Below are 13,632 nucleotides of genomic sequence, written 5' to 3'. Positions count from 1 at the left end.
CCTGTAATTTACGGAATGAATGTTATGCAATGCCATTCATTCCAACATTAATGCATTTCATTCCCCGCTGATGGCAGTTCATGCCTTTTTCCCCCACTGGATGAGGGGCCTTCGCTATTGTGGCGGCAGTTAATTTATCAGGACAACTGCTATGAACGCTGCAAACCGTCAATCGACCCGCTGGCTGACACTGATCGGCACCATCATCACCCAATTCGCTCTCGGTTCGGTTTATACCTGGAGCCTGTTTAACAGTTCGCTGTCTGACAAACTGGGCGAGCCGGTCAGTCAGGTGGCTTTTTCCTTTGGTCTGCTAAGCCTCGGGCTGGCGCTCTCTTCGTCGGTCGCCGGCAAGCTGCAGGAGCGCTTTGGCGTGAAGCGCGTCACCATGGCCTCCGGGATCCTGCTCGGCCTGGGCTTCTTCCTGACCGCGCACTCCAGCAGCCTGATGATGCTGTGGCTGAGCGCGGGCGTGCTGGTGGGGCTGGCGGACGGCGCCGGTTACCTGCTGACCCTGTCGAACTGCGTGAAATGGTTCCCGGAGCGTAAAGGGTTGATCTCCGCCTTCTCCATTGGCTCCTATGGTCTCGGCAGCCTGGGGTTCAAATTCATTGATTCCCACCTGCTGGCCACCGTTGGCCTGGAAAAAACCTTCGTTATCTGGGGCGCTATCGTGCTGGTGATGATCGTCTTTGGCGCGACCCTGATGAAAGATGCGCCAAATCACCCGGCAGCCACCGCGGCCAACGGCGTCGTGGAAAACGACTTCACCCTCGCCGAATCGATGCGTAAACCGCAGTACTGGATGCTGGCGGTGATGTTCCTGACGGCCTGCATGAGCGGTCTGTACGTAATTGGCGTAGCGAAAGATATTGCCCAGGGAATGGTCCACCTGGATGTCGCCACGGCGGCCAACGCGGTAACGGTTATCTCGATTGCGAACCTCAGCGGTCGCCTGGTGTTAGGTATCCTGTCTGATAAAATCTCCCGCATTCGCGTGATTACCATCGGTCAGGTCGTGTCGCTGGTGGGGATGGCCGCGCTGCTGTTCGCCCCGCTGAATGCCTTGACCTTCTTCGCCGCCATCGCCTGCGTCGCCTTTAACTTCGGCGGCACCATTACCGTCTTCCCGTCGCTGGTGAGTGAGTTCTTTGGTCTGAACAATCTGGCGAAAAACTATGGCGTGATTTATCTGGGCTTCGGTATCGGCAGCATCTGCGGCTCTCTCATCGCTTCGCTGTTCGGCGGTTTCTACGTGACCTTCTGCGTGATCTTCGCCCTGCTGATCCTCTCGCTGGCGTTATCCACCACCATTCGTCAGCCGAAAAGCACGGTATATAACGAGGCGCACGCCTGAAACCTGCGGCGTGAAACGTGCCCCTGGTTATTTCCCTAAGCAAATAGTGCCAATCCAGCCAAATGTTTTGTAAATGTTTGGCTGGATCACATTCCCTCCTGATACTTTTCTCGTTCCCTGTGGTCTACTTATCGCGGTTTGTAGAGGTTTCTGATAACCAACCCTAACGCACCCTATTAGCCTACTGACTCGTGCCACAGCGTCAGGCGGTGTTTTATTCTTCTTTTTCCAGGTTTGCTTGCATGAAATATATTAGAACGATGACGCAGCAGAAGCTTAGTTTTTGGCTGGCGCTGTACATCGGCTGGTTTATGAACGTCGCCGTTTTTTTCCGGCGTTTCGATGGTTATGCTCAAGAGTTCACTTTCTGGAAAGGGCTTTCCGGTGTTGTTGAACTGGTTGCCACGGTATTTGTCACCTTCTTCCTGTTACGTCTTCTGTCGCTGTTCGGCCGCCGTATCTGGCGCATTCTGGCGACGCTGATTGTCCTGTTTTCCGCCGCGGCGAGTTACTACATGACGTTCCTCAATGTGGTGATTGGCTACGGGATCATCGCTTCGGTGATGACCACCGATATCGACCTGTCGAAAGAGGTCATCGGCTGGCACCTGATCCTCTGGCTGGTGGCGGTGAGCGCGCCGCCGTTGCTGTTCATCTGGAGCAACCGCTGCCGCCATACGCTGCTGCGCCAGCTGCGCACCCCGGGCCAGCGGGTTAAAAACGTGCTGATCGTGGTGCTGGCCGGACTGATTGTCTGGGGACCCATCCGCCTGCTAGAGCTGCGCCAGCATGATGTGGAGCGCCATTCGGAAGTGGATATGCCGAGCTATGGCGGGGTGATCGCCAACTCTTACCTGCCGTCGAACTGGTTGTCGGCGCTGGGTCTGTACGCCTGGGCGCAGGTGGATGAATCCTCAGACAACAAATCGCTGATTAACCCGGCGAAGAAGTTCACCTACGTCGCGCCGGAAGGTCTGGATGATACCTACGTGGTGTTTATCATTGGCGAAACGACCCGCTGGGACCATATGGGCATCCTCGGCTATAGCCGCAATACCACGCCAGAGCTGGAGAAAGAGAAGAATCTCGTCGCCTTCCGCGGTTACTCGTGCGATACCGCTACCAAACTGTCGTTACGCTGCATGTTTGTGCGTGAGGGCGGGGCGGAAGATAACCCACAGCGGACGCTCAAAGAGCAGAATGTCTTTGCCGTGCTGCATCAGCTGGGCTTCAGCGGCAATCTGTACGCCATGCAGAGCGAGATGTGGTTCTACAGCAACACGATGGCCAACAATATCGCCTACCGCGAGCAGATTGGCGCCGAGCCGCGCAACCGCGGTAAGAGCGTTGACGATATGCTGCTGGTGGATGAGATGAAGCGCGGTATGGCGCAGGGCAACGCCTCCGGTAAGCATCTGATCATTCTCCACACCAAAGGCTCCCACTTTAACTACACCCAACGCTACCCGCGCAGCTTCGCCCAGTGGAAACCGGAGTGCGTCGGCGTCGACAAAAAGTGCTCGAAAGCGGAACTGATCAATTCCTACGACAATAGCGTGACCTATGTCGATCACTTTATCGTCAGCGTCCTCGACCAGCTGCGGGATAAGAAAGCGATTGTGTTCTATGCCGCCGACCACGGGGAGTCGATTAACGAGCGTGAACACCTGCACGGTACGCCGCGCAAGATGGCGCCGCCGGAGCAGTTCCGCGTGCCGATGATGGTGTGGATGTCGGATAAGTACCTGGAAAATCCCGATCACGCCGCCGCGTTTGCCCATCTGCAGCAGCAGGCTGCGATGAAGGTGCCGCGCCGTCACGTCGAGCTGTACGACACCATTATGGGCTGCCTCGGCTATACCTCGCCGGATGGCGGGATCAATGAGAACAACAACTGGTGCCGGTGGAAAAAGTAAGGCCCGATAGTTTTCAGATTCTCGGGTCTGTTTTCCTTTCCTGAGCCCAGGATAAGCTAATCCCTCGCCGGCTGACGCCGCGCGAGGGATTTTTTTCGCACAGTGGACGTGTCTGGCAGGTGACCTCTTCTTCTTTGATTACCCCTGTTTCCTCGCTTCCCCTGTGCATGAACTTTTCATGGAGAGAAAGGATGAAGGTGATAAAGGGGTTGGTCCTACTGTGCCTGATGATGCTCGCGGGCTGCCAGTCTGAGGAAGAGACCAGCCAGTTCCTGCTGGCCTGTAAATACGATGCGCCAGCGACGATCGCAGCCATGCTGGATAACGGCATTGATGTGGATGGTCAGGATAAAACCGGCTTAAGCGGCCTGATGGTCGCTGCTGCGGAAAATCGACGCGATGTGGTGGAATTGCTGCTTAAGCGTCGGGCGAAGCCGAACCTCCAGACGCGCCAGGGCGTCACGGCGCTGATGCTGGCGGCGGCGCGTGGCAGCGATACCGCGATTATCGGCGATCTTCTCCAGGCGGGAGCGTCGGTGAATCAGACCTCCATCGACAAGAGTACGGCATTGATGTCCGCCATCTCCGACGGCGGGGACATCAGAAACGACTATCAGCATATTCTGGCGATGAAAAAGCCCGATGCGCCTGTCGAAGAGGAGAGTACGCTGGACAAGATAGTTGGCGCAACGGCGGCGAAATCGCTGGCGACGGGCAATCGCGCGCTGATGACCGAAGACATGGCGTTACAACTGGCGCCCGGCGCGTTTAAGAAGAACGTCGACGAGATCGTGGCGCTGCTCCTCAAGCACGGCGCGGACGTGAAGGCTGTCAACGCGTCCGGGGAATCGGCCTTTTTCCTCGCTGTCGATCACGCGCGATCGGCGGAAACCATCACGACGTTGGCCAACGCCGGGGCGGACACCAGCCTGGCGGATAAATCCGGCACCACACCGCTGATGCTGGCGGCGGCGGGGGATGATCCCGATCTGGTGCTGGCGCTGTCGGCCTCCGGGGTGGAAGTGGATCAGCCGAACCGTGAAGGACTCACGGCGCTGCAGGTGGCGGCGGGGCAGGGGGCGCCTGCGGTGATCGCGGCGCTGGTGCAGCGCGGCGCAAAGGTGGACCAGCTTTCCGCCAACGATCTCAGCCCGCTGATGCTGGCGGTCAAAATGAATAATAAAGCCAATGTCGAGGCGCTGCTTGCGGCTGGCGCCAGCGTCAACCTCAGCAATAAGGCCGGCTATACGGCGATTGGCTACAGCCGGGCCGGCGAGGTTCGCCAGCTGCTGCTGGCACAGCATGCCGAGCTGAAGGGGCAGGCCGCGCATATGGCGCAAAGCGAACTGCAGTTTTGTGCTAATGCCTTTGCCGACAAGCTGGCATACAGCGACATCGCCCGGGCGGTGAATAACGATACCCGCCCGGATATTATGCGTCATCAGCAATCCTGCCCGGAGCTGGGGGAGCTGACGATGCTACTGGGAGAGTTTACATTCACCCCGGCGGGCGCGACCTATCTCGGCGAGCCGGTGACATGTAAGGTATCCGAGTATCGCAAAACGTTTGAGGTCAACTGCCGCTAAAAACGTTGAGCAACCGGCGATTCGCTGCTCAGGCTGCTGAGTTTCTCGCCGGTTGAGCGATTTTTTGAAAATAAGGCATTGACGGGTAGGCATCCCAGCAGTAAGATGCGCCCCGCATTCGGTGATTGGCGCAGCCTGGTAGCGCACTTCGTTCGGGACGAAGGGGTCGGAGGTTCGAATCCTCTATCACCGACCAAATTCGAAAAGCCTGCTCAATGAGCAGGCTTTTTTGCATCTGGGGCCTGCGAGGATGAGAACCTCCGGGGGCAGGAGGTTCGACTCGAGCGAAGCGAGAGAACGTTGCGTCAGCAACGGCCCGCAGGGCGAGCCACGAAGTGGTGAGTCATCCTCTATCACCGACCAAATTCGAAAAGCCTGCTCAATGAGCAGGCTTTTTTGCATCTGAGGCCTGTGAGGATGAGAACCTCCGGGGGCAGGAGGTTCGACTCGAGCGAAGCGAGAGAACGTTGCGTCAGCAACGGCCCGCAGGGCGAGCCACGAAGTGGTGAGTCATCCTCTATCACCGACCAAATTCGAAAAGCCTGCTCAATGAGCAGGCTTTTTTGCATCTGAGGCCAGTGAGGATGAGAACCTCCGGGGGCAGGAGGTTCGACTCGCGTTTCGTAGGCCCGCGCAAGCGCAGCGCCGCCGGGCATCATCAGTGCACGACTGGCCAAAAATACCACCAAAATCACAATAAACGTCTTTACTCACGTTTTCAGCCGGCTATTCGCTATTTTGTGACATCTTCCATTGCATTTTTTTATCGATGAACAGATCTTTTTTCGCGAAGCTTATGGCTGAATGCAGCATTTTCCGCTGTGCGTTTTAACGTTCACGCTATTAATCGCTCACATATTGGTCACACAGCAAGAAATTTTTCTCATTTGCTGGCATTGTTTCCCACTGGGTGTTGCAAATTAATAAGGTCTTTATTCTGCTGAATTGCCAGTAGCATAAATTTCTCTGCTGAAAATAGCGTCCTGAAGTTTTTTTAATCTTTGCCTGCCGTTTCTCACGCTGGATGTAAAACCCGGCTGGCTGTATTGACGTTTCCCCATTCTGTTGACAGATTGTAGGGCATGAGGGGCATTTCATGGAGAATCCGTACTGCAACTCAGTCGTTTTTGCGAAAGGAATCCCCATCTCTCTCTACGCCTTCGGGCACCACCGACCGGACCGGGTAAAAAATAAATAAAGGTCCGGCGGATATATGCAAACAACATCACAATTTTGGAGCAGAATAATGAGTATTTCCTTGAAGAAATCAGGGATGCTGAAGCTTGGTCTGAGCCTGGTCGCCATGACCGTCGCCGCCAGCGTGCAAGCGAAAACCCTGGTTTATTGTTCTGAAGGCTCGCCGGAAGGATTTAACCCACAGCTCTTCACCTCTGGCACCACCTATGATGCCAGCTCCGTACCGATCTATAACCGCCTGGTCGAATTTAAAACCGGTACGACGGAAGTTATTCCAGGACTTGCTGAGAAATGGGAAGTCAGTGCGGATGGCAAAACCTATACTTTCCACCTCCGTCAGGGTGTGAAGTGGCAGGATAATAAAGACTTTAAACCAACCCGTGACCTGAACGCCGATGACGTGGTGTTCTCCTTCGATCGCCAGAAGAATACTAATAACCCGTACCATAAAGTTTCAGGCGGCAGCTATGAATACTTTGAAGGGATGGGCTTACCGGACCTGATTAGCGAAGTGAAGAAAGTGGACGATAATACCGTCCAGTTCGTCCTGACCCGTCCGGAAGCGCCGTTCCTCGCTGATCTGGCCATGGACTTCGCCTCCATTCTTTCGAAAGAGTATGCTGACAACATGCTGAAAGCCGGCACGCCGGAAAAAGTGGATCTCAATCCTATCGGTACCGGCCCATTCCAGCTGCTGCAATACCAGAAAGATTCCCGCATTCTGTATAAAGCCTTCCCGGGCTACTGGGGCACCAAGCCGAAGATCGATCGTCTGGTCTTCTCCATCACCCCGGACGCTTCCGTGCGCTATGCCAAGCTGCAGAAAAACGAGTGCCAGGTGATGCCGTACCCGAACCCGGCGGACATCGCGCGCATGAAGGAAGATAAGAACATTACCCTGCTGGAACAGCCGGGTCTGAACGTTGGTTATCTCTCCTTTAACACCGAGAAGAAACCGCTGGACGACGTCAAAGTACGTCAGGCGCTGACCTACGCGGTCAACAAAGAAGCGATCATCAAAGCGGTTTACCAGGGCGCAGGCCAGGCGGCGAAGAACCTGATCCCGCCGACCATGTGGGGCTATAACGACGACGTTAAGGACTACACCTACGATCCGGAGAAGGCGAAGCAGCTGCTGAAAGAAGCGGGCCTGGAAAAAGGCTTCACCATCGATCTGTGGGCGATGCCGGTACAGCGTCCGTACAACCCGAACGCCCGCCGCATGGCGGAGATGATTCAGGCTGACTGGGCCAAGATTGGCGTCCAGGCCAAGATCGTCACCTACGAGTGGGGCGAGTATCTGAAGCGGGCGAAAGCGGGCGAGCACCAGAGCGTGATGATGGGCTGGACCGGCGACAACGGGGATCCGGATAACTTCTTCGCGACCCTGTTCAGCTGCGCCGCGGCGAAAGACGGCTCCAACTACTCGCGCTGGTGCTATAAGCCGTTTGAAGATCTTATTCAGCCGGCCCGCGCTACCGACGACCACAACAAGCGTATTGAACTGTACAAACAGGCTCAGGTAGTGATGCATGACCAGGCTCCGGCGCTGATCATTGCTCACTCCACCGTCTATGAGCCGGTGCGTAAAGAAGTCAAAGGCTATGTGGTGGACCCGCTGGGCAAACACCACTTCGATAACGTCTCTGTCGAATAATAAGCACGATGCCTGACCCCCTCTCCCCGCGTGGGAGAGGCGGGGGGCGTATTCCCGCTATTCCGGGGAATGCTTTTGTGAGCAATACAGACGCCCTGTCGCCAGGCGGGGCGTCACTAGAGAGAATCCGGGTTATGTTGCAGTTTATTCTCCGACGTCTGGGACTAGTCATCCCGACATTTATCGGTATCACCCTTCTCACCTTTGCTTTCGTCCATATGATCCCCGGCGATCCGGTGATGATTATGGCGGGCGAACGTGGTATTTCCCCCGAACGTCACGCGCAGCTGCTGGCCGAAATGGGCCTTGATAAGCCGCTGTGGCAGCAATATGCCCACTATATCTGGGGCGTGCTGCACGGCGATTTAGGCATCTCGCTGAAAAGCCGCATTCCCGTGTGGCAGGAGTTTGTCCCGCGCTTTAAAGCCACTCTTGAGCTGGGCGTCTGCGCGATGATCTTCGCCGTCGCCGTCGGCATTCCGGTGGGCGTGCTGGCTGCGGTAAAACGCGGCTCCATCTTTGACCACACCGCGGTGGGCCTGGCGCTGACCGGCTACTCAATGCCTATCTTCTGGTGGGGCATGATGCTGATTATGCTGGTTTCGGTGCAGCTAAACCTGACGCCGGTCTCCGGGCGTATCAGCGATACGGTGTTCCTTGACGATACCCTGCCGCTGACCGGCTTTATGCTGATCGACACCGCCATCTGGGGCGAGCAGGGCGACTTTATTGACGCCTTAATGCATATGATCCTGCCCGCTATCGTGCTGGGCACCATCCCGCTGGCGGTGATCGTGCGTATGACCCGTTCGTCGATGCTAGAAGTGCTTGGCGAAGACTATATCCGTACCGCGCGCGCCAAAGGCCTGACCCGGATGCGGGTGATCGTGATCCACGCGCTGCGTAACGCGATGCTGCCGGTGGTCACTGTGATTGGTCTGCAGGTGGGCACCCTGCTGGCGGGCGCCATCCTGACCGAAACCATTTTCTCATGGCCTGGTTTAGGTCGCTGGCTGATCGACGCGCTGCAGCGTCGCGATTATCCGGTGGTGCAGGGCGGGGTGCTGCTGGTGGCGACGATGATTATCCTCGTCAACCTGCTGGTCGACCTGCTGTACGGCGTGGTGAACCCGCGTATCCGGCATAAGAAGTAAGGGGCCATCATGTCACAAGTTACTGAAAATAAAGTTATCGCTGCGCCGGTACCCATGACTCCGCTGCAGGAGTTCTGGCACTATTTCAAACGCAACAAAGGGGCGGTCGTCGGGCTGGTATACGTGGTGGTGATGATCGTCATCGCGGTATTCGCCAACTTCCTCGCCCCCTATAACCCGGCGGATCAGTTCCGTGATTCGCTGCTGGCGCCGCCGTTCTGGCAGGACGGCGGCAGCATGGCGCATCTGCTCGGCACCGACGACGTGGGCCGCGATATTCTGTCGCGCCTGATGTACGGCGCCCGCCTGTCGCTGCTGGTGGGCTGCCTGGTGGTGGTTCTGTCGCTGATCCTCGGCGTGGTGCTCGGCCTGGTAGCGGGCTATTTCGGCGGAGTGGTGGACTCAATCATCATGCGCGTCGTCGATATTATGCTGGCGTTGCCGAGTCTGCTGCTGGCGCTGGTGCTGGTGGCAATCTTCGGGCCCTCCATCGTCAACGCCTCGCTGGCGCTAACCTTCGTGGCGCTCCCGCACTATGTGCGTCTCACGCGCGCCGCGGTGCTGGTGGAGGTCAACCGTGACTATGTGACCGCCTCCCGCGTAGCGGGCGCCGGCGCGATGCGCCAGATGTTCGTTAATATTCTGCCTAACTGTCTCGCGCCGCTGATCGTTCAGGCGTCGCTGGGCTTTTCCAACGCCATTCTCGACATGGCAGCGCTGGGGTTCCTCGGCATGGGCGCGCAGCCGCCGACGCCGGAGTGGGGCACCATGCTTTCCGACGTGTTGCAGTTCGCGCAGAGCGCCTGGTGGGTAGTCACCTTCCCGGGCGTGGCGATCCTGCTGACGGTGCTGGCATTTAACCTGATGGGTGACGGTCTGCGTGACGCGCTCGATCCCAAACTGAAGCAGTAAGAGGTTCGAGATGGCGTTATTGAATGTAGATAAATTATCGGTGCATTTCGGCGATGAAAACGCGCCGTTCCGCGCCGTAGACCGCATCAGCTATAGCGTGAAGCAGGGTGAAGTGGTCGGTATCGTCGGAGAGTCCGGCTCCGGTAAATCTGTCAGCTCGCTGGCGATTATGGGGCTGATTGACTATCCCGGCCGGGTGATGGCGGACAAACTGGAATTTAACGGCCGCGATCTGCAGCGCATCTCTGAAAAAGAGCGGCGCCAGCTGGTGGGGGCGGAAGTGGCGATGATCTTCCAGGATCCAATGACCAGCCTCAACCCGTGCTTTACCGTCGGCTACCAGATTATGGAAGCGATTAAGGTCCATCAGGGTGGTAATAAGCAAACCCGCCGCCAGCGGGCCATCGACCTGCTGAACCTGGTGGGCATTCCCGATCCGGCCTCGCGGCTGGACGTCTATCCGCATCAGCTTTCCGGCGGCATGAGCCAGCGCGTGATGATCGCGATGGCGATTGCCTGTCGGCCAAAACTACTGATTGCCGATGAACCGACCACCGCGCTGGACGTGACCATTCAGGCGCAAATCATTGAGCTACTGCTGGATCTGCAGCAGCAGGAGAATATGGCGCTGGTGCTGATCACCCACGACCTGGCGCTGGTGGCGGAAGCCGCGCATAAAATTATCGTTATGTACGCGGGTCAGGTGGTGGAGACCGGTGACGCGAAAGATATCTTCCGCGCGCCGCGCCATCCTTATACCCAGGCGCTGCTGCGCGCGCTGCCGGAATTCGCCCAGGATAAAGCGCGTCTGGCCTCGCTGCCGGGCGTGGTGCCGGGGAAATATGACCGTCCCAACGGCTGCCTGCTTAATCCGCGCTGCCCCTATGCCACGGATAAATGCCGTAGCGAAGAGCCGGCGCTCGCGGATCTGACCGGCGGCCGCCAGTCTAAATGTCACTACCCACTCGATGATGCCGGGAGGCCTGGATTATGAGTACGCAAAAGGCCGCCACGCCACAACCGCTGTTGCAGGCCATTGATCTGAAAAAACACTATCCGGTGAAGAAGGGGTTATTCGCCCCGGAACGGCTGGTGAAGGCGCTGGACGGCGTCTCCTTTACCCTTGAGCGCGGTAAAACGCTGGCGGTAGTGGGGGAGTCGGGCTGCGGCAAATCGACCCTCGGTCGTCTGCTGACGATGATTGAGATCCCCACCGGCGGCGAGCTCTATTATCAGGGGCAGGATCTGCTTAAGCACGACCCGCAGGCGCAGAAGCTGCGGCGGCAAAAAATCCAGATTGTGTTCCAGAACCCGTATGGTTCGCTGAACCCGCGTAAAAAAGTGGGGCAGATTCTGGAGGAGCCGCTGCTGATTAACAGCAGCCTGAGCAAAGAGCAGCGGCGTGAAAAAGCGCTGGCGATGATGGCGAAAGTGGGCCTGAAAACCGAGCATTACGATCGCTACCCGCATATGTTCTCCGGCGGTCAGCGTCAGCGTATCGCTATTGCTCGCGGGCTGATGCTGGATCCAGATGTGGTGATTGCCGATGAGCCGGTCTCCGCGCTGGACGTTTCGGTACGCGCCCAGGTGCTGAACCTGATGATGGATCTGCAGCAGGATTTAGGGCTGTCCTACGTGTTTATCTCCCACGACCTGTCGGTCGTCGAGCACATCGCCGATGAAGTGATGGTGATGTATCTCGGCCGCTGCGTGGAGAAGGGCACCAAAGACCAGATCTTCAACAATCCGCGTCATCCGTACACCCAGGCGCTGCTGTCGGCGACGCCGCGTCTGAACCCAGACGACCGGCGCGAGCGGATCAAGCTGACCGGCGAACTGCCGAGCCCGCTAAATCCGCCACCGGGCTGCGCCTTTAACGCGCGCTGTCGCCGTCGCTTTGGCCCCTGCACTCAGCTCCAGCCGCAGCTGAAGGATTACGGCGGCCAGCTGGTGGCCTGCTTTGCCGTCGACCAGGATGAGAATCCGCAAAAGTCCCACGCCTGATGGCGCGCTCCCGGTCCCATGGCCGGGAGCTTCTCTCCCGCCGTGGATAAAACCTGGCGCTTACGCATATTGCCGCAGTTTATGTCACGCTCTCAGAGCATTCTTCGTAGATTATCCGAAAAAATAAGCCTTTCAGTCCATTTTTATAGAATTAAAGAGAAATTAAAATGGTTCAGGTTTATTCTTTCGCTGATCTGACGCTATGATTTCATCATGACCTAATACTTTATATAAAAACGACTGGGAAGCGTGGTGATTGCGGGAAGTTAAGGATGTACGCATACCTAAAAAATGGGGCTACCCTTCTGCAAGGGAAATGTTAGTGTAGCGATACTTCTGCCGTGGAATCATCCCGAAAATCAAATTCTAAACTATTATAACCCTGTCAATCGTGTGTATTGGTACGTCACCATCGGCGCGTTATCTGCCATCCCAGAAGCGTCACGATATTTTTAATATACCCAGAAAATAACAACAAACTTAATATGAAATTTTTAAAATCATGAGGTTATCAATGAGCCATTATGATGATCTGCAGCGCTTTCAAGAAAAAACGCGGACGCAAAACCTCAACTTTCAGAATCTTTCTTCGCAAGCCGCCACGCGGGAACACGGCGACTGGGCAATCCTCAATCAGCTAAATCCCGGCGCCGAGAAACCCTCTTCTCTGGCGCTGGGAGGCTCGGTCTCCGCGCCGTTGCCGCAGTCGGTGCCCGCGGATCTGTTCCGCCAGGTAGAGGCGGCCGTAGCAGCGGCGCCAACCTCTGATCCTGTTGTGTCTGCCGCTTCGGCCGCGCCTGCTACTTCCCAGCCGGTCGTGGAGACCGCCGCAGCCGCACCGGAGCCGGTCAGGCAGGAGCCTGCGCCGACCCCTGCGCCTTCAATTCCGGCGTCGGAACCGGCCATGGCGCCGCCGCCGAGAATGGCCCCCCGACCCGCGCCCGCCGCCGAGAACTATGCCCACCTGTTCGCCGCGAAAAGCGCGGAGCCGGTGGCGAAAAATAAAGACCAGCCTTTGAAATCACTTCTGGAAAGGATCGCGACATGCCGTTGATTTGCGTCTGTTCACCGAAAGGCGGCGTAGGGAAAACGACCCTGGCGGCCAATTTAGCCTATTCGCTGGCGCGGACGGGCAGCAAAGTTCTGGCGCTGGATTTTGATGTCCAGAACGCGCTGCGTTTGCATTTTGGCGTACCGCTGAACGATGAGCGGGGCTATGTGGCGAAGGCGCTGGAGCTGCACGACTGGAGCCAGTGCGTGTTGAGCGCCGGCAGTAATATTTTCGTCCTGCCATATGGCGAAGTGAGTGAGGCGCAGCGTCAGGCGTTTGATGAGCAACTGACCCATAATGACCATTTCCTCCAGCGCGGTCTGTCCGCGCTGCTTAATTATCCCGGGCTTATCACCATCGCCGATATGCCCCCTGGACCTTCGCCCGCGCTAAAGGCGCTGACGGGGCTGGCGGACCTGCATCTTATCCCGCTGCTGGCGGATACCGCCTCGATGTCGACCCTGGCGCACGTAGAAAAGCAGCGCCTGACCGGCGCGGCGCTGAATTATAAGCACGGGCACTATTTCGTCATTAACCAAAGCGATAGCCGTCGCCAGGTCAGCCGGGACGTCACCAGCCTGATGGAAGAGAAACTGGGCGAGCGACTGCTTGGCGTGATCCATCGTGATGAAAGCGTGGTGGAGGCCAATGCCTCGCAGAAGTCGATCCTGGACTTTAACGCTTCCTCGGCAGCGGCCTTCGATATTGAAATCATGGCTAAAAAAATATCTTCGCTGTTGGGTATTCATATTGGCGATGGCACGGTGCACAGCCAGCCACGCATGTCAGGGCGTTAAC

At 57.1% G+C, this 13,632-nt stretch carries 10 protein-coding genes, 1 tRNA gene, 2 other RNA genes and 1 pseudogene; all 14 read left to right on the top strand.

All coding sequences use genetic code 11. From position 1 onward, the window contains the following. The first annotated feature begins 151 nt into the window (after positions 1-151). The 14 genes and pseudogenes from RRF55_RS05120 (at position 152) to RRF55_RS05055 (ending at position 13,631) form a co-directional block, all read left to right on the top strand. Positions 152-1,357 (top strand): L-lactate MFS transporter, encoded by a 1,206-nt coding sequence (locus RRF55_RS05120; RefSeq protein ID WP_002921907.1) that lies wholly within the window; start codon positions 152-154, stop codon positions 1,355-1,357. A gap of 242 nt (positions 1,358-1,599) precedes the next feature. Next, complete coding sequence (gene eptB, locus RRF55_RS05115; RefSeq protein ID WP_257952428.1) at positions 1,600-3,273, top strand: kdo(2)-lipid A phosphoethanolamine 7''-transferase; 1,674 nt, start codon at positions 1,600-1,602, stop codon at positions 3,271-3,273. A 191-nt stretch (positions 3,274-3,464) separates the two neighbouring features. Further along, positions 3,465-4,859, top strand: a complete 1,395-nt coding sequence (locus RRF55_RS05110) for an ankyrin repeat domain-containing protein (protein WP_023288068.1) — start codon at positions 3,465-3,467, stop codon at positions 4,857-4,859. 119 nt (positions 4,860-4,978) lie between these two features. Next, positions 4,979-5,055: transfer RNA gene (locus RRF55_RS05105), tRNA-Pro, on the top strand. A gap of 34 nt (positions 5,056-5,089) precedes the next feature. After that, positions 5,090-5,222: non-coding RNA, RtT sRNA (locus tag RRF55_RS05100), on the top strand. Positions 5,223-5,256: 34 nt separating this feature from the next. Further along, positions 5,257-5,389: non-coding RNA, RtT sRNA (locus RRF55_RS05095), on the top strand. A 716-nt stretch (positions 5,390-6,105) separates the two neighbouring features. Continuing rightward, positions 6,106-7,713 (top strand): dipeptide ABC transporter periplasmic-binding protein DppA, encoded by a 1,608-nt coding sequence (gene dppA / locus RRF55_RS05090; protein ID WP_002921789.1) that lies wholly within the window; start codon positions 6,106-6,108, stop codon positions 7,711-7,713. A gap of 134 nt (positions 7,714-7,847) precedes the next feature. Continuing rightward, a complete protein-coding gene (dppB, locus tag RRF55_RS05085) occupies positions 7,848-8,867 on the top strand; it encodes a dipeptide ABC transporter permease DppB (protein ID WP_002921786.1) in 1,020 nt (339 codons plus the stop codon). A gap of 9 nt (positions 8,868-8,876) precedes the next feature. Continuing rightward, the gene (gene dppC / locus RRF55_RS05080; RefSeq protein WP_004145207.1) at positions 8,877-9,779 is read left to right on the top strand and encodes a dipeptide ABC transporter permease DppC; all 903 of its coding nucleotides are present in this window, start codon (positions 8,877-8,879) and stop codon (positions 9,777-9,779) included. Positions 9,780-9,789: 10 nt separating this feature from the next. Beyond that, a complete protein-coding gene (gene dppD, locus RRF55_RS05075) occupies positions 9,790-10,773 on the top strand; it encodes a dipeptide ABC transporter ATP-binding protein (protein WP_002921785.1) in 984 nt (327 codons plus the stop codon). Further along, positions 10,770-11,783 carry a dipeptide ABC transporter ATP-binding subunit DppF gene (dppF, locus tag RRF55_RS05070; RefSeq protein WP_002921784.1) on the top strand — a complete coding sequence of 338 codons (1,014 nt, stop codon included), beginning with the start codon at positions 10,770-10,772 and terminating at the stop codon, positions 11,781-11,783. Before dppD ends, dppF begins: the two co-directional genes overlap by 4 nt. An 18-nt stretch (positions 11,784-11,801) precedes the next feature. After that, positions 11,802-11,981: a hypothetical protein gene (locus RRF55_RS05065; RefSeq protein WP_004145206.1), complete on the top strand. Its 180-nt coding sequence runs from the start codon at positions 11,802-11,804 to the stop codon at positions 11,979-11,981. Between the two features lie 316 nt (positions 11,982-12,297). Beyond that, positions 12,298-12,837, top strand: coding sequence for a cellulose biosynthesis protein BcsO (locus RRF55_RS05060; protein WP_032415793.1), 540 nt, complete (start codon positions 12,298-12,300; stop codon positions 12,835-12,837). 1 nt (position 12,838) lies between these two features. After that, positions 12,839-13,631, top strand: a pseudogene (locus RRF55_RS05055) (cellulose synthase operon protein YhjQ/BcsQ). Position 13,632 lies beyond the last annotated feature (1 nt).

The sequence above is a fragment of the Klebsiella sp. K47 genome (genome assembly GCF_051858335.1).
In the GTDB taxonomy this organism is placed as follows: Bacteria; Pseudomonadota; Gammaproteobacteria; order Enterobacterales; family Enterobacteriaceae; genus Klebsiella; species Klebsiella pneumoniae.
The sequence above is the reverse complement of the archived record's forward strand: the minus strand, read 5'-3'. Positions and strand labels throughout refer to the sequence as shown.

Bases quoted from the DNA above. Each gene is read 5' to 3' on its own strand.
- RRF55_RS05065 (WP_004145206.1), top strand. From the start codon at position 11,802: ATGGCCGGGAGCTTCTCTCCCGCCGTGGATAAAACCTGGCGCTTACGC.
- RRF55_RS05060 (WP_032415793.1), top strand. From the start codon at position 12,298: ATGAGCCATTATGATGATCTGCAGCGCTTTCAAGAAAAAACGCGGACG.
- dppA (WP_002921789.1), top strand. From the start codon at position 6,106: ATGAGTATTTCCTTGAAGAAATCAGGGATGCTGAAGCTTGGTCTGAGC.
- eptB (WP_257952428.1), top strand. From the start codon at position 1,600: ATGAAATATATTAGAACGATGACGCAGCAGAAGCTTAGTTTTTGGCTG.
- dppB (WP_002921786.1), top strand. From the start codon at position 7,848: ATGTTGCAGTTTATTCTCCGACGTCTGGGACTAGTCATCCCGACATTT.
- dppD (WP_002921785.1), top strand. From the start codon at position 9,790: ATGGCGTTATTGAATGTAGATAAATTATCGGTGCATTTCGGCGATGAA.
- RRF55_RS05120 (WP_002921907.1), top strand. From the start codon at position 152: ATGAACGCTGCAAACCGTCAATCGACCCGCTGGCTGACACTGATCGGC.
- dppC (WP_004145207.1), top strand. From the start codon at position 8,877: ATGTCACAAGTTACTGAAAATAAAGTTATCGCTGCGCCGGTACCCATG.
- dppF (WP_002921784.1), top strand. From the start codon at position 10,770: ATGAGTACGCAAAAGGCCGCCACGCCACAACCGCTGTTGCAGGCCATT.
- RRF55_RS05110 (WP_023288068.1), top strand. From the start codon at position 3,465: ATGAAGGTGATAAAGGGGTTGGTCCTACTGTGCCTGATGATGCTCGCG.